This window comes from Curtobacterium aurantiacum, from assembly GCF_018598555.1.
GTDB lineage: Bacteria > Actinomycetota > Actinomycetes > Actinomycetales > Microbacteriaceae > Curtobacterium > Curtobacterium aurantiacum.
In genome coordinates this window covers 1-19,256 of sequence record NZ_JAHEWN010000027.1, presented here as the reverse complement: position 1 = coordinate 19,256, position 19,256 = coordinate 1, and the positions used below count along the sequence as shown (strand labels likewise).

The window sequence follows — 19,256 nt, the reverse complement described above, 5'->3', positions numbered from 1 at the left end:
ACTCGGCAGTTCCCGTTGTGGACTTGGGGAGGAGCGGCTTCGACCGTACGCCTAGCCGGCGAGCTGGAGCCGGAGCTCCGAGAGTCGCGTGGACACGGTGCCGTCGATGACGTCGCCGCCGATCTGCACCCGGACCCCGCCGACGACCGTGGGGTCGACGACCTGGTTGATGCTGATGTCCTTGCCGTACCGCTCGGACAGTCCGCGCGTGACGCGGGCCGACTGGGCGGGGGTCAGGGGCGTCGCCGTGACGACGGTCGCGACGAGCTTGCCGGCCTGCTCGGCCACGATGCGCGAGGCATCACGGACGATCTCACCGATGCGGCGGCCGCGGGGCTGCTGCACCAGGGCCGACACGATCGTGATCGTCTGCTCGGACGCCTTGGCACCGAGGAGCCGCTCGACGAGCGCGCCCTTCTGCTCGGGGCTGCCGAGCTTGGTGCCGAGCGCCAGCTCGAGGCCGGCGTCCGAGCGGACGGCGGTCTCGAAGGCGAACAGCTCCGACTCGATCGACGAGTCCGGACCCGCGGTGGCGGCGACGGCGCGGATGCCCGCGTCCTCGATGCCCGCGAGCAGGTCCTGCTGCGAGGACCAGCGCGAGCCGGCCACCGCGGTCAGGACCGCACGCGTCGCGTCCGACTGGCCGGCGAAGACACGGTCGATGAGGACCTTCTTGCCGGCCGGGTCGGCCGTGGGGTCGGACAGCAGCCCGAGCAGCTGCGGCGCACCGGCGATCGCACGCCCGGAGGCGAGGATCTCGGCACCCGCGGCCAGGCCGGCGCTCGGACCGAGGTCCGACAGCACCGCCCTGGTGGACGCGAGTGCTTCTCTGGTAGCGCTGCGCATGCTCAGTGCTCCCCCGTCTTCGTGGCCTGCGAGGCCTCGAGGTCGGCGAGGAAGCGGTCGACCACGGCGGTCGACTTGGCGTCGTCCTTGAGGGACTCCCCGATCACGCCGGACGCGAGGTCCAGCGCGAGGGTGCCGACCTCGGCGCGGAGTGCCTGGACGGCACTCTGACGCTCGGCCTCGATCTGCGCCTGGGCGTTGGCCGTGATGCGTGCTGCATCTGCGGCCGCCTGCTCGCGGACCTCGTTGCCGATCGCCGTGGCGTCGGCACGGGCCTGCTCACGGATGCGCGAAGCCTCGGCACGCGCATCGGCGAGCTGCTTGTTGTACTCGTCGAGCGCAGCAGCGGCCTGCTCCTGAGCGGCCTCGGCCTTCTTGATGCCGCCTTCGATGGCCTCGGTGCGCTCATCGAGCATCTTCGTGATGCGCGGCGTGACGACACGCCACATCACCAGGAAGATGATGACGAAGGCGAGCGCCGACCACACGATGTCGTAGACCGGCGGGATCAGCGGGTTGTGCGCTTCCTCCGCGGCGATGATGAGTGCGTTCTGCATCGAGGAACCTTAAGCGGTGAAGATGAAGTACGTGGCGATACCGATGAAGGCCAGGGCCTCGGTGAAGGCGATACCGATGTACATGAGGGTCGTCAGGCGGCCCTGGAGCTCGGGCTGGCGAGCGACGGACTCGATCGTCTTGCCGACGACGATGCCGACGCCGATGGCCGGGCCGATCGCTGCGAGGCCGTAGCCAACCGTCGCGATGTTGCCGTTGATCTCCGCGAGAACGGTCGTTGCGTCCACGTGTTTTCCTTTCGAGGTGCGGGTCCGGCGGTCGCCGGTCCCGTAGGGGGTCAGTGAGGAATCAGTGCTCGTCAGCCAGCGCCAGCTGGATGTAGACGGCGGTGAGGAGCATGAAGACGTAGGCCTGCAGCAGCGCGACGAGGACCTCGAAGAAGCTGAACGCGATGCCGAACGCGATGGTCCCGACGCCGAAGGCCTTGAAGCCGAGCGAAGCGTCGAAGAAGAAGAACTGCGTGGCCGAGAAGAACAGCACGAGGAGCAGGTGCCCCACGACCATGTTCATCAGGAGTCGCAGCGTCAGGGTGACGGGACGGAGCACGAAGGTGGAGACGAGCTCGATCGGCGTCACGATGATGTAGAGCGGCCACGGCACCCCGGGCGGGAAGAGCGAGTTCTTGAGGAACGTGCCCGGGTGCTTGCGGAGACCGGCGTAGATGAACGCGAGGTACGCGACGATCGCGAGGATCATCGGCATCGCGATGCGGCTGGTGCCGGCAAGGTTCATGCCCGGGATCAGACCGGTCAGGTTCATGAAGAGCACGCCGAAGAAGATCGTCGCCAGGAGCGGCAGGAAGCGCTTGCCGTCCTTCTCTCCGAGGTTGTCGAAGGTGTTGCGACGAACGACGTCGAAGGCGTACTCGATGAACGCCTGACCGCGGTTCGGCACGAGCTTCAGTGCACGGGTACCCACGAACGCGAACACCAGGAGCACGGCGACGGCGAAGAAGCGGATGAGGACGACCCGATCGATCTCGAACGGCGTCCCTGCCCACAGAAGAGCATCGGGGAAGAACTCGTTGATCGACGGACCATGGAACTCGGCGGCCTTGCTGCTCCCCGCCGCGACGGTGTCAACCGCAGCGGAGAGGGACAGGGGAAGAGCGTGGGATAGCAGCGCTGTCTCCTGTGTCGGCGCGCGCACATCATGGCACGCGATGGTGGACGTTGTGGAGGCTTGTCCACCCCGAGCGAAGGCTCCGGTGGCGGACGTGAAGAAGCCTATCAGGTGCGAGAGGCTTCCCGGCTTCTCAGATGCGGGGGGTCGGGTTCCCAGCGTCCGCGGAGTCGTCGAGGCCGTCGCCCGGCAGCCGGACGCCGATCGGGATGCGGGCCTTCGCGACGGCGACGACGTCGATGACCAGGGAGCCGACGACCCCCGCGATGATCACGATCGCCAACACCGGGAAGTCGACCCACTCGCGGTCCTTGAGCAGGACCAACAGCACGATGAAGACGATGAACTTGAGCAGCCAGGTGCCCATCACGATGCCGAAGAAGGCACCGGAGATCATCTGGCCCTTCGAGACGCGCAGCGCGACGAGGACACTGACCGCGGTGAGCCCGAGGAACACGACGCTCAGCACGGCGCCGAGCAGGCCCCCGACCAGGCCGGGGCCGTCGGCGACCAGGAACCCGATGAGGCCCCCGACCACCGCCAGGGCGACGGCGAGGATCGCTCCCCAGGTGATGATGCGGCGGAACACCGGCCGGACGTGGTCGAGCGCGTTCGGTGCGGTCACGTGATGTCTCCAGGGATCGTGCGGTCGTTGGCGGCCCGGTCGAGCGGGTCGAGGCTGGCGTCCACCACGGCGGCGGAGCGGTTGGCGGTCTGGGCGGCGATCTCGGTGCGTTTCCGGCCGAGCGGCGCGAACGTCGCGACGGCGCACACGGTGAAGCCGATGGACACGAAGACGACGACCCAGTACCAGTCCACGAAGAGGAACAGCAGGCACCCGACCGCGACGGTGGCGGTCCAGGCGTAGAAGATCAGCACCGCGTGGAAGTGCGAGTGGCCCATGTCGAGCAGGCGGTGGTGCAGGTGCTTCCGGTCCGCCGAGAACGGCGACTTGCCCGCGCTGAGACGACGGGTCACCGCGAGTCCGAAGTCGAGGATCGGGACGATGAGGATCGCGAAGGGCAGCAGGATCGGGATGAACGCCGGCAGCAGCGCCTGGCGTGTCTGCACCGCCGCCGGGTCGATGTTGCCCGTCACCGAGACCGCGCTCGTGGCCATCAGGAAGCCGACGAGCAGCGCACCGGCGTCGCCCATGAAGAGCTTGGCGGGGTGCCAGTTCAGGATGAGGAAGCCGAAGCAGGCACCGACGAGCACCGCGGTGAGCAGCGACGGCAGGTTGAAGAAGAACTCCGTCTGCACGACCACGCGGTTGATGAAGAACGTGTAGAGGAAGAAGACCCCGCCGGCGATGATGGCGACACCGGCGACCAGGCCGTCGAGCCCGTCGATGAAGTTGACCGCGTTCATCACGAGCACCACCGCGAGCACGGTGAAGATCAGGCTCATGTACGACGACCCGACGCCGAGCGTGTTGCCGATGGGCAGCGACACGATCGCCACGCCCTGCCAGGCGAGGATGCCGGCGGCGATGATCTGCCCGGCGAGCTTCGTCATCCAGTCGAGGTCCCAGATGTCGTCGGCGACACCGAGGACCACGATGATGGTCGCTCCCCCGAGCACCGCGAGCACACGCCCCGGTTCGGAGAACACCAGCCGGAAGTAGTCGGTCCCTGCGATCGACGGGAACAGGAACCAGGCCGCGAGCAGCGAGACGATGACGCCGATGTACATCGCGATGCCGCCGAGCCGTGGCGTCGGCGTGCGGTGCACGTCCCGCTCGCGGACCTGCGGGTACCACTTGTACTTCAGCCCGAGCTTCCAGACGATCAGGCTCATCACGAAGCTCACGACCGCGGCGATGGCCCCCGCGAGCAGGTAGTACTTCATGTGACGAGGTCGGCTCCGACGACCCGGATGATCTCCTCGTCGGGGATCACCCCGTGCCGGACGATGCGGAGCTTCCCGCCGTCCGTCAGCCCGGTGGCGTCGACCATCGTCGATCCGGTGCTGGCCTCGAACCCCTCGTGCGCGCCGATCGGCCCGCCGTCGAGGTAGATCGCGACGCTGTCACCGAGCATGCGCTCAGCGGCGTCGACGTCCATCGCGGCCGGGTCGCCCGTCGAGTTGGCGGACGAGACGGCGAGGGGCCCGACCTCCTGCAAGAGCTCGAGGGCGATCCGCGAGTCCGGCATCCGCAGCGCGACCGTGCCCCGCGTCTCCCCGAGGTCCCAGTCGAGCGAGGGCTGGGCGTGCAGGATGACGGTCAGCCCGCCGGGCCAGAACTCTGCCACCAGGTCGCGCACCGGCTGCGGAACCTCGCTGGCGAGGGCGTCGAGTGTCGGCGGACCGGGGATGAGCACGGGCGGCGGCGACTGTCGCGTGCGGCCCTTCGCGTCGAGCAGCCGCTGCACGGCCGTCGCGCTGAAGGCGTCCGCGGCGAGGCCGTAGACGGTGTCGGTGGGGACGACGACGAGCTCTCCGCGTCCGAGGGCGGCACGTGCGAGCCGCATCCCGGTCAGGAGCCCGTCGGAGTCGGTGCAGTCGTATCGGGATGCCATGACTCGACGATGATAGTGCGACACAATGGTGGACATCGTGAACGAGACGCCCGCACCCCCGCTCCTGTTCCTCTTCGACATGGACGACGTCCTGGTCCGGTACGACTGGAAGGTGCGCATGGCCGCGCTCTCCGAGCTCACCGGGCACCCGTTCGAGGAGCTCCGCCGCCGGTGGTGGGACTGCGGCCACGAGATGCGCGCCGAGGCCGGTGGCTTCGCCGACGGTGACGAGTACCTCGCCGCGTTCGAGCGGGCGATGGAGTGCGACGTCCCCGAGTCCGACTGGGCCCGCATCCGCGGAGCGGCCATGACCGAGCTGCCGGAGCGCATCGAAGCCGTCCGGATCGCGAGCGAGCACGGGCGTGTCGGGCTGCTCACCAACAACGGTCCGCTCGCCGGCCGGTGGATCCACGAGTGGGCACCGTCCCTGCCCGAGGTCTTCGGCGAACACCTCGACACGACGAGCAACTTCGGCGCCCGGAAGCCCGAGCCCGAGGTCTTCGAGCGCGCGGTCCTGCACCACGGCGTCCCCGCCGAACGCACGTTCTTCGCCGACGACATGCCCGAGAACGTCGCGGGGGCACGGAGCGTCGGCATCCACGCGGTCCTGGTCGAGCACGACACCGACCTGCGCGAGCACGTCCGCGCCTTCGTCGCGGCGCAGCAGCGCGAGGCCTCCCCCGTCGCGTAGCCCGCCGCGCCCGTTCCTTCCCATCGCGGTCGCGCTGGAAAGCAAGAACAGGCATACCTGGTCATCCCGAACGACCCGGTACGCCCGATCCCACCAGGTACGCCCGCATCCACCCGGTACGCCCGGATCCACCCGGCACACGCACGCACGGCCGAGCGACGGGAGGCCCGCCCCGCGCCCGCCACGCCCGTTCCTTCCCATAGCGGTCGCGCTGGAAAGCAAGAACGGGCATACCTGGTCATTCCGAACGACCCGGTACGCCCGATCCCACCAGGTACGCCCGGATCCACCCGGTACGCCCGATCCCACCAGGTACGCCCGGACCCACCCGGTACGCCCGAACGACCCGGTACGCCCGATCCCACCAGGTACGCCCGGATCCACCCGGCACACGCACGCACGGCCGAGCGACGGGAGGCGCGACCCGGCCCCGACTAGCGGGTCGCGGTGGTCGTGCGGTCGCGTCCCGTCAGGTCGACGTGCGTCTCCGGGGTGCGGAACCCCCGGCGTGTCAGGACCTCGCGCACGCCGGCGCCCTGCGGCTCGGCGTGCTCGATGACGAGGACTCCCCCGGGCACGAGCAACCGCCACGCGGTCTCGGCCAGCGCGCGCACGGAGTCGAGGCCGTCCGGTCCGCCGTAGAGCGCCATCGCCGGGTCGTGGTCGCGGACCTCGGGGTCGATCGGGACCGCGTCGTCCGGCACGTACGGCGGGTTCGACACCACGACGGACACCGTGCCGTCGAGTTCGGGCAGCGCGTCGGCGAGGTCACCCTCGACGAGCCGGACCATCCCGCCGTGGGCGTCGACGTTGCGCCGGGTCCAGGGCAGGGCATCCGCTGACCGCTCGACGGCGTAGACCAGGGCGTTCGGCACCTCGGTGTCCATCGCGATCGCGATCGCACCGCTGCCGGACCCGAGGTCCACGGCGATCGGCGAGGGGACCGCGGTCGCCCGCAGTGCGTCGATGCCGAACTGCACGACTCCCTCGGTCTCCGGGCGGGGCACGAACACGCCCGGTCCCACCGCCAGGGTGAGCGCGCGGAAGTACGCCTGCCCGGTGATGTGCTGCAGCGGCTCGCGGGTGGCGCGGCGGGCGACGGCCTGCCGGAAGCGCTCGACGTGCTCCGGTGTGATGCTGCCGCCGATCATCGCACGCGCCTGGACAGCGCCACGCGAGGTGTCGGTCGCCCACGCGAGCAGCAGCTCGGCGTCGACGCGGGGGGTCGGGACGCCGACGGCGACGAGCGCCGCGGTCGCCTGCTCGAGCAGGCGATCCGCGGCGAACGTGAGGGGCGTGTCGGCGGTGATCCGGGCCTCCAGGCTGGGTGTGCGGTTACGCGTCCTGGTCGCCGATGGCGGCCAGGCGTGCCTCTTCGTCCGCCTGGATGGCGGACTGGATGACGGGCTCGAGGGCACCGTTCATCACGCGGTCGAGGTCGTACGCCTTGTAGCCGGTGCGGTGGTCCGCGATCCGGTTCTCCGGGAAGTTGTACGTGCGGATGCGCTCCGAACGGTCCATCCCGCGGATCTGCGACTTGCGCGCGTCCGAGGCGATCGCGTCGAGCTCCTCCTGCTGGCGCGCGAGGATGCGTGCACGGAGCACGCGCATGCCGGCCTCGCGGTTCTGCAGCTGCGACTTCTCGTTCTGCATCGCCACCGTGATGCCCGTGGGCAGGTGGGTGATGCGGACCGCGGAGTCCGTCGTGTTGACGGACTGCCCTCCCGGGCCGGAGGACCGGTAGACGTCGATCTTGAGGTCGTTCTGGTTGATCTGGACCTCTTCGGGCTCGTCGACCTCGGGGAACACCAGCACGCCGGTGGTCGAGGTGTGGATGCGCCCCTGCGACTCGGTCTGCGGCACACGCTGGACGCGGTGCACACCGCCCTCGTACTTCAGGTGGGCCCAGACGCCCTGGGACGGGTCGGTCGTGTTCGACTTGATCGCGACCTGGACGTCCTTGTAGCCACCGAGGTCGGACTCGGTGCGCTCGAGGAGCTCGACCTTCCAGCCCTTGGTCTCGGCGTAGTGCGAGTACATGCGCAGGAGGTCGGCCGCGAACAGCGCCGATTCCTCGCCGCCCTCGCCGCCCTTGATCTCCATGATGACGTCACGGCCGTCGTCGGGGTCGCGCGGGATGAGCAGCCGGCGGAGACGCTCCTGGCGCTCCGACAGCTGCTCCTCGAGCCCGGGGACCTCATCCGCGAACGCTTCGTCTTCGCGGGCGAGTTCCTGGGCGGCGGCGAGGTCGTCCCCCGCCGCCTGCCAGGCCTCGTACGCGGACTTAATCTGGTTGAGCTCGGCGTACCGCCGGTTCACCTTCTTCGCCCGGGCCGCATCGGCGTGGAGCGCGGGGTCCGACAGCTGCTGCGTCAGGTCCTCGTGTTCCGCCAGCAGCCCTGCTACCGACTCGAACACGCGTTACTCCTGGTGACCGTTGTGGTGGGCGCCGGTCGTGGGGACCGACTTCTGCACCTGCACCAGGAACTCGACGTTCGACTGCGTCTCCTTGAGGTTCCGCAGCACGATCTCGAGGGCCTGCTGCGGGTCGAGCCCGGCGAGGGCCCGGCGCAGACGCCAGGTGATCTTGACCTCGTCGGCGGAGAGCAGCTGCTCCTCGCGACGGGTGCCGGACGCGTTCACGTCGACGGCGGGGAAGATCCGCTTGTCGGCGAGGTGACGGTTCAGGCGGAGCTCCATGTTGCCGGTGCCCTTGAACTCCTCGAAGATGACCTCGTCCATCTTGGAGCCGGTCTCGACGAGCGCGGTCGCGAGGATGGTCAGCGAGCCGCCGTCCTCGATGTTGCGCGCGGCGCCGAAGAAGCGCTTCGGCGGGTAGAGCGCCGCCGAGTCGACGCCACCGGAGAGCACGCGGCCCGACGGCGGGGTCGACAGGTTGTACGCACGACCCAGGCGGGTGATCGAGTCGAGCAGCAGCACGACGTCGTGGCCCAGCTCCACCAGGCGCTTCGCACGCTCGATGGCGAGCTCGGCGACGGTGGTGTGGTCCTCGGCGGGACGGTCGAAGGTCGAGGCGATGACCTCGCCCTTCACCGTGCGCTGCATGTCGGTGACCTCTTCGGGCCGCTCGTCGACGAGGACGACCATCAGGTGCGCCTCGGGGTTGTTCTTGGCGACGGCGTTCGCGATGGCCTGCAGCACGACGGTCTTGCCGGCCTTCGGCGGGGACACGATGAGACCGCGCTGGCCCTTGCCGATCGGCGACACGAGGTCGATGATGCGGGTCGAGAGCTTGCCCGGCTCCGTCTCGAGGCGCAGGCGCTCGTTCGGGTACAGCGGGGTGAGGTCGTTGAAGTCGACGCGGGCCGCTGCCTCGTCGGCGGACTGGCCGTTGATCGACTCGACGGCGACGAGCGCGTTGTACTTCTGACGGCTCTGCTGCTCGCCGTCACGCGGCTGCTTGATCGAACCGACGACGGCGTCGCCCTTGCGCAGGTGGTACTTCTTCACCTGGCCGAGGGAGACGTAGACGTCGCTCGGACCCGGCAGGTAACCGGTGGTGCGGACGAACGCGTAGTTGTCGAGGACGTCGAGGATGCCCGCGATCGGGATCAGGACGTCGTCCTCGGTGACCTCGGGCTCGAAGTCGTCGTTCTGGCCGCCACGGCCGCGCTTGCGGTCGCGCTGGCGACGGCTGCGGCCACTCTCGGCCTCGTCGGCGTGCTGTTGCTGCTGCTGCTTCTGCTGGCCGCTGGTCTGCTGCTTCTGCTGACCGGCGTTCTGCTGCTGCTTCTGGTCGGCCTTGTCGTCCTGCTTGGCCTCGGCCTGCTTCGGCTGGTCGTTCTGCTTCTGGCCGCCGTTCTGCTGGCCGTTCTGCTGCTCGCCGCCGTTCTGCTTCGGCTGGTTCTGCTGGCCGGCGTTCTGCTTCGGCTGGTTCTGCTGTCCGCCGTTCTGCTGGTCGGCGCCGTTCTGGCCGCCGTTCTCACCGTTCTGCTGCTCGCCGTTCTCGGCGTTCTGCCCACGGCCACGACCGCGACCACGGCTGCGACGGCCGCGGCGCGAGCCGCCCTCGCCCTGCTCGCCGTTCTGGTCGCCCTGGTCGTTCTGGTCGTTCTGGTCGGCGGACTCGTTCTGGTCATCGGCCTGGACGGCGGAGCTCGGGGCCTGCTGGCCCTGCTGCTCGGCCTCGGCAGGCGCCTGCTGGTCGCCGTTGCGCTGGCCCTGCTCGGCGCCCCGCTGCGGCTCGGCGCCTCGCTGGCCACGTCCACGACGCTGCGAACCGGACTGCGCGGCTTCCTGCGCGTCCTTCTCGGCGCGGACCTGGTCGAGCCCCGCGAGGAGGTCCTCGGTTCCGGTCTGACCGTGGTTGGTGTGCTCGGCGGCCGAGGTCGGCGCGGCGCTCACGGTGCCACCGGACGAGGCGCGGCGCGAACGACGGGCGCGGCTCGGGGCGGCGGACTCGGTGTCGGCGACGGGGGCCTCGGCAGCGGGCTGCGCCGGGGTCTCGGCGGGCTCCGGCAGGGTCGGCTGCTCGGTGGCGGCCGGCTCGGCGGGGGCCTCGACGACGGCCGGGGCCGCGGGGGCCGCAGGGGCCTCGTCGACGGGACGCTTGTCCTCGATCGAGGCGATCAGGTCGCCCTTGCGGAGCTTGGAGAGCCCGGTGATGCCGAGCGAGGAGGCGATGCGCTGGAGCTCCGGGAGACGGAGGGCACGCAGATCGCTGGGGATCTCCACCTGGGCGGAGTTGTTGTCGGTCAAGGTCGGTGTTTCCTTTCGAACCGCAGAACGCGGAGAGTTTCCACCGTCCCGGATGCAAGGGTGCGCATCGACCGCCGTTCAGACGACGGATCGGGATTCGGTGATCAGAAAGAGATGCACACTCGCGCACCGGACCCGGCGACGTCGCAGGAGCTGTCCAGGGGACGGGCAATCCGTGCGGTTACGCGGGTTCGGCTTCGAGCGCCGAGTGCGCTGCCACTGTAGCACCACCGAGATCGACGGCCAGCATGAGCGGCCGCCAGTCGGATTCGGCGTGTCGCTGCACCAGGTCGGCGGCGGTCAGGCGCTGCGCCGGGTCACTGCCGAGCACGAGCAGGCTCGGCCCGGCGCCGGAGACCACCGCGGCGAGGCCGTGCTGGCGGAGCAGCCGGATCAGGGCGTCGGTCTCCGGCATGGCGCTGGCACGGTACGCCTGGTGCAGACGGTCCTCGGTCGCGGCGAGCAGCAGCTCGGGGCTCTGGATGAGCGCAGCGACGAGCAGTGCAGAGCGGGAGACGTTGAACGCGGCGTCGGCGTGCGGGACCTGCTCGGGCTGCAGGGAGCGCGCGAGCTTCGTCGAGAGCGTCGAGGTCGGGACGAACACCACCGGCGCGACACCGCGGTGCACCAGGAGCCGCTTGTAGGCCGGGCCCTCGGCGGTCATCCACGCGATCGTCAGGCCGCCGAAGAGCGCGGGCGCGACGTTGTCCGGGTGGCCCTCCATCTCGGTGGCCAGGGTGAGGAGCGTCGAGGCGTCGAGGTCGACGATGCCCTCGAGCAGCCCGCGGGCCGCCATCAGTCCGGCGACGATCGCAGCGGCGGAGGAACCGAGGCCGCGGCCGTGCGGGATCGCGTTCGTGGCCTGCAGCTCGAGGCCGGGCTGGTCGACACCCGCGTGCTCGAGGCCGCGACGGACCGCGCGGACGACGAGGTTCGTGTCGTCGGTGGCGACCTCGCCTGCACCGACGCCCTCGACCGTGACGGTCGCGCCGGGTTCGGGGCGCACGCGCACCACGACCTCGTCGTAGAGCGAGAGCGCGAGGCCGAGCGAGTCGAAACCGGGGCCGAGGTTCGCCGACGTGGCTGGCACCCGCACGCGGACCGCCGATCCAGCCGGCAGCGCACGGACCGCCCGTCCGGCCGGTACAGCGCTGCGGGCGGTCATGCCCTCACCCGGTCCGGACGAGCGGTCGGAGATCACTGCTCGCTGACCAGACCGAGCACGTCGGCGATCGACTTCGTGTCGACCGGCACGCTCGTCGGGGTGACCTCGCCGCCGTCGGGCGTACGGAGGGCCCACTGCGGGTCCTTCAGGCCGTGGCCCGTGACCGTGATGACGACCTTCGCACCCTTCGGCACGACACCGGCGTCGGCACGCTCGAGCAGCCCGGCGACACCGATGGCCGACGCGGGCTCGACGAACACGCCGACCTCGGCCGACAGGATGCGGTGTGCCGCGAGGATGGCCTCGTCGGTGATGGCACCGAAGTAGCCGTCGGTCTCCCGCTGCGCCTCGAGCGCGAACTGCCACGAGGCCGGGTTGCCGATGCGGATCGCCGACGCGATGGTGTCGGGGTGCCGGACGACCTCACCGTGCACGATCGGGGCCGAACCGGCGGCCTGGAACCCGAACATGCGGGGCAGCTTGGTGCTGCGGCCGGCGGCGACGTCCTCGCGGTAGCCGCGGGAGTACGCGGTGTAGTTGCCGGCGTTGCCGACGGGCAGGAAGTGGAAGTCCGGTGCGTCACCGAGGACGTCGACGACCTCGAACGCGGCGGTCTTCTGCCCCTCGATGCGGTCGTTGTTCACGGAGTTGACGAGGTGCACCGGATAGTTCGCCGCCAGGTCGCGGGCGATGTCGAGGCAGTCGTCGAAGTTGCCCTGCACCTGCAGCAGCTGGGCGTCGTGGGCGACGGCCTGGCTGAGCTTGCCCATGGCGATCTTGCCCTCGGGCACGAGCACCGCGGCGGTGATGCCGGCGTGCGTGGCGTACGCGGCGGCCGAGGCGCTGGTGTTGCCGGTCGAGGCGCAGATGACGGCCTTCGCGCCGTGCTCGACGGCCTTCGAGATCGCCATCGTCATGCCGCGGTCCTTGAACGAACCCGTCGGGTTCATGCCCTCGAACTTCACGTAGACCTCGGCGCCCGTGCGCTCGGAGAGCCGACGAGCCGGGATGAGCGGCGTGCCGCCTTCTCCGAGCGTGACGATGGGCGTCGCCTCGGTCACGTCGAGTCGGTCGGCGTACTCGCGCAGGACTCCCTGCCACTGGTGGGCCATCAGGCTTCTCTCTCTGTCCGGTGGATGGATCTGGTTGGTCGGCTCGGTGAGCCGGTCGGTCGGTCTGGAGGCCCGTGGCCGCGTCAGGCGCCGATGACGCGCAGGACGCTGGTGACGTCCAGGACGACGTCCTCGCCGCGGAGGGCGACGACGGTGTCCGCGAGGTCGGCCTCGCGCGCCAGGTGCGTGCCGATCACGAGCGTCGCGGTCCCCTCGGCTGCTCCGGTGGTGGTCTGCTCGACCGTCTCGACGCTGACGCCGTGCTTCGCCAGCACGCCGGCGACGGTCGACAGCACACCGGGGGCGTCCGTGACGTGCAGGGTGATCTGGTAGCTCGTGCGGACGGTCCCGATCGGGAACACCGGCAGCTCGGACCGCGTCGACTCGGCGACACCCGGGCCGCCGATGACGTGTCGTCGGGCGGCGGAGACCAGGTCGCCGAGGACCGCGGAGGCCGTCTCGACCCCGCCGGCACCGGCACCGTAGAACATCAGGTCGCCGGCGGCCTCGGCCTCGACGAACACGGCGTTCTTCGCACCGTGCACGCTCGCGAGGGGGTGCGACTCGGGCACGAGGGCCGGGTAGACGCGGGCACTGACGCCCTCGCGGCCGTCCTCGTCGGTCAGGCGCTCGGCGGTCGCCAGGATCTTCACGACGTAGCCGGCCTTGCGGGCGGCGCGGACCTGGTCGATCGTGACGTGGGTGATGCCCTCTCGGTGCACGGCGGCGAGCGGCACCGAGGTGTGGAACGCCAGCGAGGCAAGGATCGCGGCCTTCTGCGCGGCGTCGTAGCCCTCGACGTCGGCGGTCGGGTCGGCCTCGGCGTACCCGAGCTCCGTCGCGGTGGCCAGTGCGTCCTCGAACGTTGAGCCCTTGCGGTCCATCAGGTCGAGGATGAAGTTCGTGGTGCCGTTGACGATGCCCATGATCCGGACGATGCGGTCACCGGCGAGCGAGTCGTGCAGCGGACGGATGATCGGGATGGCCCCGGCCACGGCGGCCTCGTAGTAGAGCTGCGCGCCGACCTGCTCGGCCGCGGCGAAGAGTTCCGGACCGTGGGTCGCGAGCAGCGCCTTGTTGCCGGTGACGACGTCCGCGCCCGACTGCAGGGCCTGGAGCACGAGGGTGCGCGCCGGCTCGATGCCGCCGATGAGCTCGACGACGATGTCCGCGCCGAGGATGAGCGATGCCGCGTCCGTGGTGAAGAGCTCCGCGGGCAGGTCGACGTCGCGCTGCGCGTCCACGTCGCGCACGGCGATCCCGACGAGCTCGAGCCCGGCACCGGCGCGCGAGGCCAGCTCGTCGCCGTGCTCGAGGAGCAGTCGCGCGACCTGGGAGCCGACCGAGCCGGCCCCGAGCAGCGCGACACGGACGTTGCGGTATTCGATCATCTGGGAGCGGTTCCTGTCGGTGGGGGTGCGCCCTGCGGGGTGGGCGGACCCGGTCGGGTCGGGGGTCAGCGGCCGGTACCGTCGGCGGGCACGGCGGCGACCCCGGTGTCGCGGGCGAGGAGATCGTCGATCGTCTCGCCCCGCACGAGGATACGGGCTGTGCCGTCCGCGACGGCGACGACCGGCGGGCGGCCCACGTGGTTGTAGTTGCTCGACAGCGCCCAGCAGTAGGCACCGGTGGCCGCCACGGCCAGCAGGTCGCCGCGCTGCACGTCGCCGGGCAGGTACTCGTCGTTCACCACGACGTCGCCGCTCTCGCAGTGCTTGCCGACGACGCGGCTCAGCACCGCGGGGGCGTCGGAGGTGCGGGCGAGCCGGGCCGTGTAGTCGGCGCCGTACAGGGCCGGACGGATGTTGTCGCTCATCCCGCCGTCCACCGAGACGTACGTGCGGGTCGCGCTGCCGCCGTCGTCGGTCTCGAGTGTGACGGGCTTGATCGTGCCGACGCGGTAGAGCGTCACCCCGGGCGGGCCGATGATGTAGCGCCCGGGTTCGACGGCGATGTCCGGCACCGGGATGCCGCGCTCGGCGCAGGCCTCACCGATGATCGTGGCCAGTGCCTCGGCGACGTCCTCTGGGGCGAACGCGGAGTCGGCTTCGGTGTAGTCGATGCCCCAGCCGCCGCCGAGGTTCAGCTCGGGCACCGGACCGGAGGCCACGAGCGTCGCGTGCACGTCCATCAGGCGACGGGCGGCCTCGCGGAACCCGGCGTCGTCGAAGATCTGCGAACCGATGTGCGAGTGCAGCCCGACGAAGGCGAGCGACGGCTCGGCGCGGACGGCGGCTGCGGCCTCGACGGCCTCGGACAGCGGGATGCCGAACTTCTGGTCCTCGCGCGCCGTCGCCAGGTACTCGTGGGTGGACGCGTGCACGCCGGAGTTGATCCGGATGCGCACGCGCTGCACGACCCCGGCGGCGGCCGCGACACGGGCGACCCGCTGCACCTCTTCGTGGCTGTCGAGCACGATGGTGCCGATGCCGACCTCGACCGCGCGGGTGATCTCGGAGTCGGACTTGTCGTTGCCGTGGAAGCCGAGCCGACCGGGGTCGATGCCACCGGCCAGGGCGACCGCGAGTTCACCGGCGGTGCAGACGTCGACGCGGAGGTCCGCCTCGGCCATCCACGCGACGACCTGCGTCGTCAGGAAGGCCTTGCCGGCGTAGTAGACGTGCGCGTGGCTGCCGATCCGCTCGAAGGCCTCGGCGAACGCGTTCCGCACGCGGACGGCACGGGACTGCACGTCCCGCTCGTCGACGACGTACAGCGGCGTGCCGAACTGCGCGACGATGTCGGTCGCACTGACGCCACCGATCGCCAGGGTGCCGTCGTCGGTCCGTGTCGCGGACGCGGGCCAGATGCGGTCCACCAGTTCGGAGGCGTCCGTCGGGAACCGCAGCCGCGGCGGTGCAAGGGGGTTCTCGCTCACGGGACCCGATCCTACCGACGCGAGCCGTTCCTCCCGGCCGCGTTACGCAACCATCCACTCAGCCGCAGCTGCCCACGGTCCGCAGGCCGTCTTCGTTGAGCGGCAACGCGTCCGCGGTGATCCGGACCGTCGCGTCCGACTTCGACACGTCGAGCGAGCGCACCCGGAGCGCCTCGGGCAGGAACTGCGCGGTGCAGACCTGCACCGGGACGCCGGTGACACCCGGGATCGAGTCGACCTTGAGGCCGAGGTCCGAGTTCGTGATCCGGACGCTCTCCGGGGTGATCGTGATGCCGCGGCCGTCGTCCTGCGCGACGACGGCGCCCTTGGCGGCGTAGGTGATGTCGTACCCGAGCACGGACGACGACCCCGTCAGCTCGACGCCGCCGTCGGCCAGGCTGAGCCGGTCGAAGAGCGGACTGTACTTCGCCAGGTCCTTGACGCTCGACGACGCGAGGGTGACCGTGCCGTCGACGTCGCGGACGTCGCCCTTGCCGTCCACCGGGACGTCACGCGCGGTGACGTCGGCGGCGAGCGGGATGCCGTCGACGGTCAGCTCGGCCGAGGAGATCTCGACGCGGTCGAGGGTGCCGCTGATGAGCTGCGGGATGACGATGCCCTCGGCGTGGGCGTCGACCTGGCCGGTCGTGCCGTCGGGCAGGGACTGCTCGACCTGCTGGGCGATGATCCGGTCGACGACACCGCGCAGCACGAACTCGGCGATGACGACGAGGGCGGCGAGCACGACGACGACCACGAGCAGGACGACGGGCCAGCGGCGGCGCGTGGTGGGGCGTTCGGTGGCTGCGGGCATGCGTCCCACCTTGCCAGCCCGGTCTGCGGGCCCGCTGCGGCCCGTACGCGGCCCGTACGCAAAACACCGGTGTTCGCGCTCGACACCCCGGAACGCGGGTGTTCGGTGCGCGAACACCGGTGTTTTGCGGAAGGGGCGACCGCTACATGCGGGACGGAGCCGACACGCCGAGCAGGCCGAGGCCGTTGCGGACGACCTGGCCGGTGGCGTCGTTCAACCACAGGCGCGTGCGGTGCAGGTCGGTCACGGGCTCGTCGCCGAGGGGCGTGACGCGGCAGGAGTCGTACCAGCGGTGGTAGAGCCCGGCGAGCTGCTCGATGTACCGCGCGATGCGGTGCGGCTCGCGCAGCTCGGCGGCGTGACGGACCACCCGCGGGTACTCGGCGAGGGCCCCGAGCAGTGCGCTCTCGGACTCGTGGGTCAGGAGCGAGGCGTCGAACACCGACCGGTCGACCCCGGCGGCCGCGGCGTTCCGGGCCACCGACTGCGTGCGCGCGTGGGCGTACTGCACGTAGAAGACCGGGTTGTCGTTCGTGCGCTTCGTGAGCAGGTCGAGGTCGATGTCGATCTGGGTGTCGCTGGCGAACCGGACGAGGGCGTACCGGCCGGCGTCGACACCGACGGCGTCGACGAGGTCCTCCATCGTGACGATGGTGCCGTTGCGCTTCGACATGCGCATCGGCTCGCCGTCCTTGAGCAGGTTCACCATCTGCCCGATCAGGATCTCGAGGTTCTTGCCCGGCTCGTCCCCGAACGCGGCGCACATCGCCATCATCCGGCCGACGTAGCCGTGGTGGTCGGCACCGAGCATGATCAGGTTCCGCTCGAACCCGCGCTCGCGCTTGTCGAGGTAGTACGCCAGGTCGCCGGCGATGTACGCGGGCTCGCCGTCGGACTTGATGACGACGCGGTCGCGGTCGTCGCCGAAGTCGGTGGTGCGGAGCCACTCGGCCCCCTCGGCCTCGTACATCACGCCCGCCGACCGGAGCCGGGCGATGGCACGCTCGACGGCCTTCGACTCGTGCAGGGCGTTCTCGTGGAAGTACACGTCGAAGTCGACGCCGAAGTCGTGCAGCGACGACTTGATGTCGGCGAACATGAAGTCGACGCCCTCGCGACGGAAGATCTCCTGCGCCTCGTCACGCGGCAGGTCGCGGACGTCGATGCCCGGCTCGAGGGTCGCGATGACCCGTGCCGCGATCTCGGCGATGTACGCACCGCCGTAGCCGTCCTCCGGCGTGGGCTCGCCGAGGGCGCTGGCCACGAGGGAGCGGGCGAAGCGGTCGATCTGCGCACCGTGGTCGTTGAAGTAGTACTCGCGGGTGACGAGCCCGCCCTGCGCCTGGAACACGCGGGCCAGGCTGTCGCCGACCGCGGCCCACCGCACGCCACCCATGTGGATCGGGCCGGTGGGGTTGGCGGAGACGAACTCGAGGTTGATCCGGACGCCGTCGTAGAGGTCTCCGGTGCCGAAGGACGCACCGCCGTCGACGATGGTGCGCGCGATCTCACCGGCGGCAGCGGCCTCGAGCGTGATGTTGATGAAGCCCGGGCCGGCGACGTCGACCGAGTCCACACCGTCGAGCTCGGTCAGCTCACCGGCGATCTCCGTCGCGAGCTCGCGCGGGTTCGTGCCGAGCCGCTTCGCGAGCTGCATGGCGGCGTTCGAGGCCCAGTCACCGTGGGCGCGGTTCTTCGGACGCTCGAGCACCACGTGGGACTCCTCGATCGTCACGGTCTCGGACGCGCCTCGGCGCTCGACGATCCCGGTCAGGATCGACAGGTACGCGGCGGAGAGTTCGGCAGGAGTCACGAGGATCGATCCTACCGGGACGCCCAGGTCCGCACCGATCGATGCAGCATCATGTCGGGATGACCCCCCGCAGCCGTGCCCGGGCGCTCACCGTCGCCACCCTCACCACCGCAGCAGCCATCGTGCTCGCCGGGTGCTCGGGCGGCGGGGACAGCACCCCGTCGGCCAGTGCGACCCCGGCGGGCAAGCCGGTGACGCAGACCTGCGCGGAGCTCCTGCCGTCGAGCGCCCTGTCGGTGTACGGGCAGACCTTCGAGCTCGACGACGCCTTCACCCCGGCGAAGGGTTCCCCCGCCTCGGCCATCGCGAAGCAGCGGGGTCGCGTCTGCCGGTTCGTGAGCACCGACGCGGACGCCACGGCGATCACGCTCGCCGTCGCCGACCTGCCTGAGAAGTCGCTCACCAACCTGAAGGACGCCCTGTACGAGCGGGGCGGCTCCGTCCCCACCTACCGGGTGGAGGGGTACTTCACCCTGAGCGGCGACGTCGGCCGCGCGGACGCGTTCGCCGACCCGTACTGGATCACCGCGCAGTCGACGCTCTTCACCGAGCCGGGCGGGGCGCAGCCCGTCATCGACGCGGTGCGCGCAGCGCTGCAGCCGTCGGCGTCGGCGTCGGCGTCGGCGAGGCCCGCGCCCGCGGGCTGACCCGCGCTGCCTCCGCGCACGGTGCGAGCTCCGTCATCCGGTGCGAGGTTGCGCGCCTGGCGCCCGCCTGCTGCGCCGCACGGAGCACGCAACCGTGCACGGGCCCGCGTCGCTCGCACCGTGCGGGGTCGGCCGCCTGGTGCGAGGTTGCGCGCGCGGTGCGCGCCTGCTGCGCCGCACGGAGCACGCAACCGTGCACGGGCCCGCGACGCTCGCACCGTGCGGACAGGAAGCCCGTGGCGGGCCCGCACCGCGCCTCCAGGCCGGCGGCGGCCAAGCACGGTGCCGGGTCCGCCGTCCGGTGCGAGGTTGCGCGCGCGGTGCGCGCCTGCTGCGCCGCACGCAACACGGAAC

At 70.8% G+C, this 19,256-nt stretch carries 18 protein-coding genes; 2 read left to right on the top strand and 16 right to left on the bottom strand.

Annotated features, from left to right (window positions below; all coding sequences use genetic code 11):
- Window positions 1-51: 51 nt before the first annotated feature.
- The 7 genes from KK087_RS16455 to KK087_RS16425 form a co-directional block, all read right to left on the bottom strand.
- Window positions 52-846 carry a F0F1 ATP synthase subunit delta gene (locus tag KK087_RS16455; RefSeq protein ID WP_110891532.1) on the bottom strand — a complete coding sequence of 265 codons (795 nt, stop codon included), beginning with the start codon at window positions 844-846 and terminating at the stop codon, window positions 52-54.
- Between the two features lie 2 nt (window positions 847-848).
- A complete protein-coding gene (locus KK087_RS16450; RefSeq protein WP_214528526.1) occupies window positions 849-1,403 on the bottom strand; it encodes a F0F1 ATP synthase subunit B in 555 nt (184 codons plus the stop codon).
- Between the two features lie 9 nt (window positions 1,404-1,412).
- Entirely contained in the window at window positions 1,413-1,649 is a 237-nt protein-coding gene (gene atpE / locus KK087_RS16445; protein WP_058729232.1) for an ATP synthase F0 subunit C, read from the bottom strand.
- A gap of 61 nt (window positions 1,650-1,710) precedes the next feature.
- A complete protein-coding gene (gene atpB, locus KK087_RS16440; protein ID WP_307858428.1) occupies window positions 1,711-2,571 on the bottom strand; it encodes a F0F1 ATP synthase subunit A in 861 nt (286 codons plus the stop codon).
- A gap of 106 nt (window positions 2,572-2,677) precedes the next feature.
- Window positions 2,678-3,169, bottom strand: coding sequence for a Cg1360 family ATP-synthase-associated protein (locus KK087_RS16435; RefSeq protein ID WP_307858427.1), 492 nt, complete (start codon window positions 3,167-3,169; stop codon window positions 2,678-2,680).
- A complete protein-coding gene (locus KK087_RS16430) occupies window positions 3,166-4,392 on the bottom strand; it encodes an MraY family glycosyltransferase (protein WP_214528527.1) in 1,227 nt (408 codons plus the stop codon). Before KK087_RS16430 ends, KK087_RS16435 begins: the two co-directional genes overlap by 4 nt.
- Window positions 4,389-5,063 carry an L-threonylcarbamoyladenylate synthase gene (locus KK087_RS16425; protein ID WP_214566716.1) on the bottom strand — a complete coding sequence of 225 codons (675 nt, stop codon included), beginning with the start codon at window positions 5,061-5,063 and terminating at the stop codon, window positions 4,389-4,391. The genes KK087_RS16430 and KK087_RS16425 overlap by 4 nt, the downstream gene beginning before the upstream one ends.
- A 37-nt stretch (window positions 5,064-5,100) precedes the next feature.
- Between KK087_RS16425 and KK087_RS18000 the strand changes: the two genes are divergently transcribed.
- Window positions 5,101-5,754 carry an HAD family hydrolase gene (locus KK087_RS18000; protein WP_214566714.1) on the top strand — a complete coding sequence of 218 codons (654 nt, stop codon included), beginning with the start codon at window positions 5,101-5,103 and terminating at the stop codon, window positions 5,752-5,754.
- Between the two features lie 434 nt (window positions 5,755-6,188).
- On the opposite strand, the gene prmC is transcribed toward KK087_RS18000, so the two are convergent.
- From prmC to argS, 9 genes are all read right to left on the bottom strand, one after another.
- Complete coding sequence (gene prmC, locus KK087_RS16415; RefSeq protein ID WP_439647701.1) at window positions 6,189-7,064, bottom strand: peptide chain release factor N(5)-glutamine methyltransferase; 876 nt, start codon at window positions 7,062-7,064, stop codon at window positions 6,189-6,191.
- A gap of 25 nt (window positions 7,065-7,089) precedes the next feature.
- Window positions 7,090-8,172, bottom strand: coding sequence for a peptide chain release factor 1 (gene prfA / locus KK087_RS16410; RefSeq protein WP_214528530.1), 1,083 nt, complete (start codon window positions 8,170-8,172; stop codon window positions 7,090-7,092).
- Window positions 8,173-8,175: 3 nt separating this feature from the next.
- Entirely contained in the window at window positions 8,176-10,473 is a 2,298-nt protein-coding gene (rho, locus tag KK087_RS16405) for a transcription termination factor Rho (protein ID WP_214566712.1), read from the bottom strand.
- A gap of 181 nt (window positions 10,474-10,654) precedes the next feature.
- Window positions 10,655-11,638, bottom strand: a complete 984-nt coding sequence (gene thrB / locus KK087_RS16400; RefSeq protein ID WP_214528532.1) for a homoserine kinase — start codon at window positions 11,636-11,638, stop codon at window positions 10,655-10,657.
- A gap of 32 nt (window positions 11,639-11,670) precedes the next feature.
- Window positions 11,671-12,750, bottom strand: coding sequence for a threonine synthase (thrC, locus tag KK087_RS16395; protein ID WP_111124231.1), 1,080 nt, complete (start codon window positions 12,748-12,750; stop codon window positions 11,671-11,673).
- Between the two features lie 83 nt (window positions 12,751-12,833).
- Window positions 12,834-14,141, bottom strand: coding sequence for a homoserine dehydrogenase (locus KK087_RS16390; protein ID WP_214545452.1), 1,308 nt, complete (start codon window positions 14,139-14,141; stop codon window positions 12,834-12,836).
- 65 nt (window positions 14,142-14,206) lie between these two features.
- The gene (lysA, locus tag KK087_RS16385; protein WP_214566708.1) at window positions 14,207-15,628 is read right to left on the bottom strand and encodes a diaminopimelate decarboxylase; all 1,422 of its coding nucleotides are present in this window, start codon (window positions 15,626-15,628) and stop codon (window positions 14,207-14,209) included.
- Between the two features lie 58 nt (window positions 15,629-15,686).
- A complete protein-coding gene (locus KK087_RS16380) occupies window positions 15,687-16,442 on the bottom strand; it encodes an LmeA family phospholipid-binding protein (RefSeq protein ID WP_214545454.1) in 756 nt (251 codons plus the stop codon).
- Between the two features lie 142 nt (window positions 16,443-16,584).
- Window positions 16,585-18,255 carry an arginine--tRNA ligase gene (gene argS, locus KK087_RS16375; protein ID WP_214566707.1) on the bottom strand — a complete coding sequence of 557 codons (1,671 nt, stop codon included), beginning with the start codon at window positions 18,253-18,255 and terminating at the stop codon, window positions 16,585-16,587.
- A gap of 59 nt (window positions 18,256-18,314) precedes the next feature.
- On the opposite strand from argS, the gene KK087_RS16370 reads away from it, so the two are divergent.
- On the top strand, window positions 18,315-18,902 hold the full coding sequence (locus tag KK087_RS16370) for a hypothetical protein (protein ID WP_214566706.1): 588 nt from the start codon (window positions 18,315-18,317) through the stop codon (window positions 18,900-18,902).
- The last annotated feature ends 354 nt before the right edge of the window (window positions 18,903-19,256 follow it).

Excerpts from the sequence above, each read along its gene's own strand:
- KK087_RS16370 (WP_214566706.1), top strand. The coding sequence starts at position 18,315 with ATGACCCCCCGCAGCCGTGCCCGGGCGCTCACCGTCGCCACCCTCACC.
- thrC (WP_111124231.1), bottom strand. The coding sequence starts at position 12,750 with ATGGCCCACCAGTGGCAGGGAGTCCTGCGCGAGTACGCCGACCGACTC.
- KK087_RS16455 (WP_110891532.1), bottom strand. The coding sequence starts at position 846 with ATGCGCAGCGCTACCAGAGAAGCACTCGCGTCCACCAGGGCGGTGCTG.
- KK087_RS16450 (WP_214528526.1), bottom strand. The coding sequence starts at position 1,403 with ATGCAGAACGCACTCATCATCGCCGCGGAGGAAGCGCACAACCCGCTG.
- KK087_RS16390 (WP_214545452.1), bottom strand. The coding sequence starts at position 14,141 with ATGATCGAATACCGCAACGTCCGTGTCGCGCTGCTCGGGGCCGGCTCG.
- KK087_RS16430 (WP_214528527.1), bottom strand. The coding sequence starts at position 4,392 with ATGAAGTACTACCTGCTCGCGGGGGCCATCGCCGCGGTCGTGAGCTTC.
- KK087_RS16425 (WP_214566716.1), bottom strand. The coding sequence starts at position 5,063 with ATGGCATCCCGATACGACTGCACCGACTCCGACGGGCTCCTGACCGGG.
- thrB (WP_214528532.1), bottom strand. The coding sequence starts at position 11,638 with ATGACCGCCCGCAGCGCTGTACCGGCCGGACGGGCGGTCCGTGCGCTG.
- KK087_RS16380 (WP_214545454.1), bottom strand. The coding sequence starts at position 16,442 with ATGCCCGCAGCCACCGAACGCCCCACCACGCGCCGCCGCTGGCCCGTC.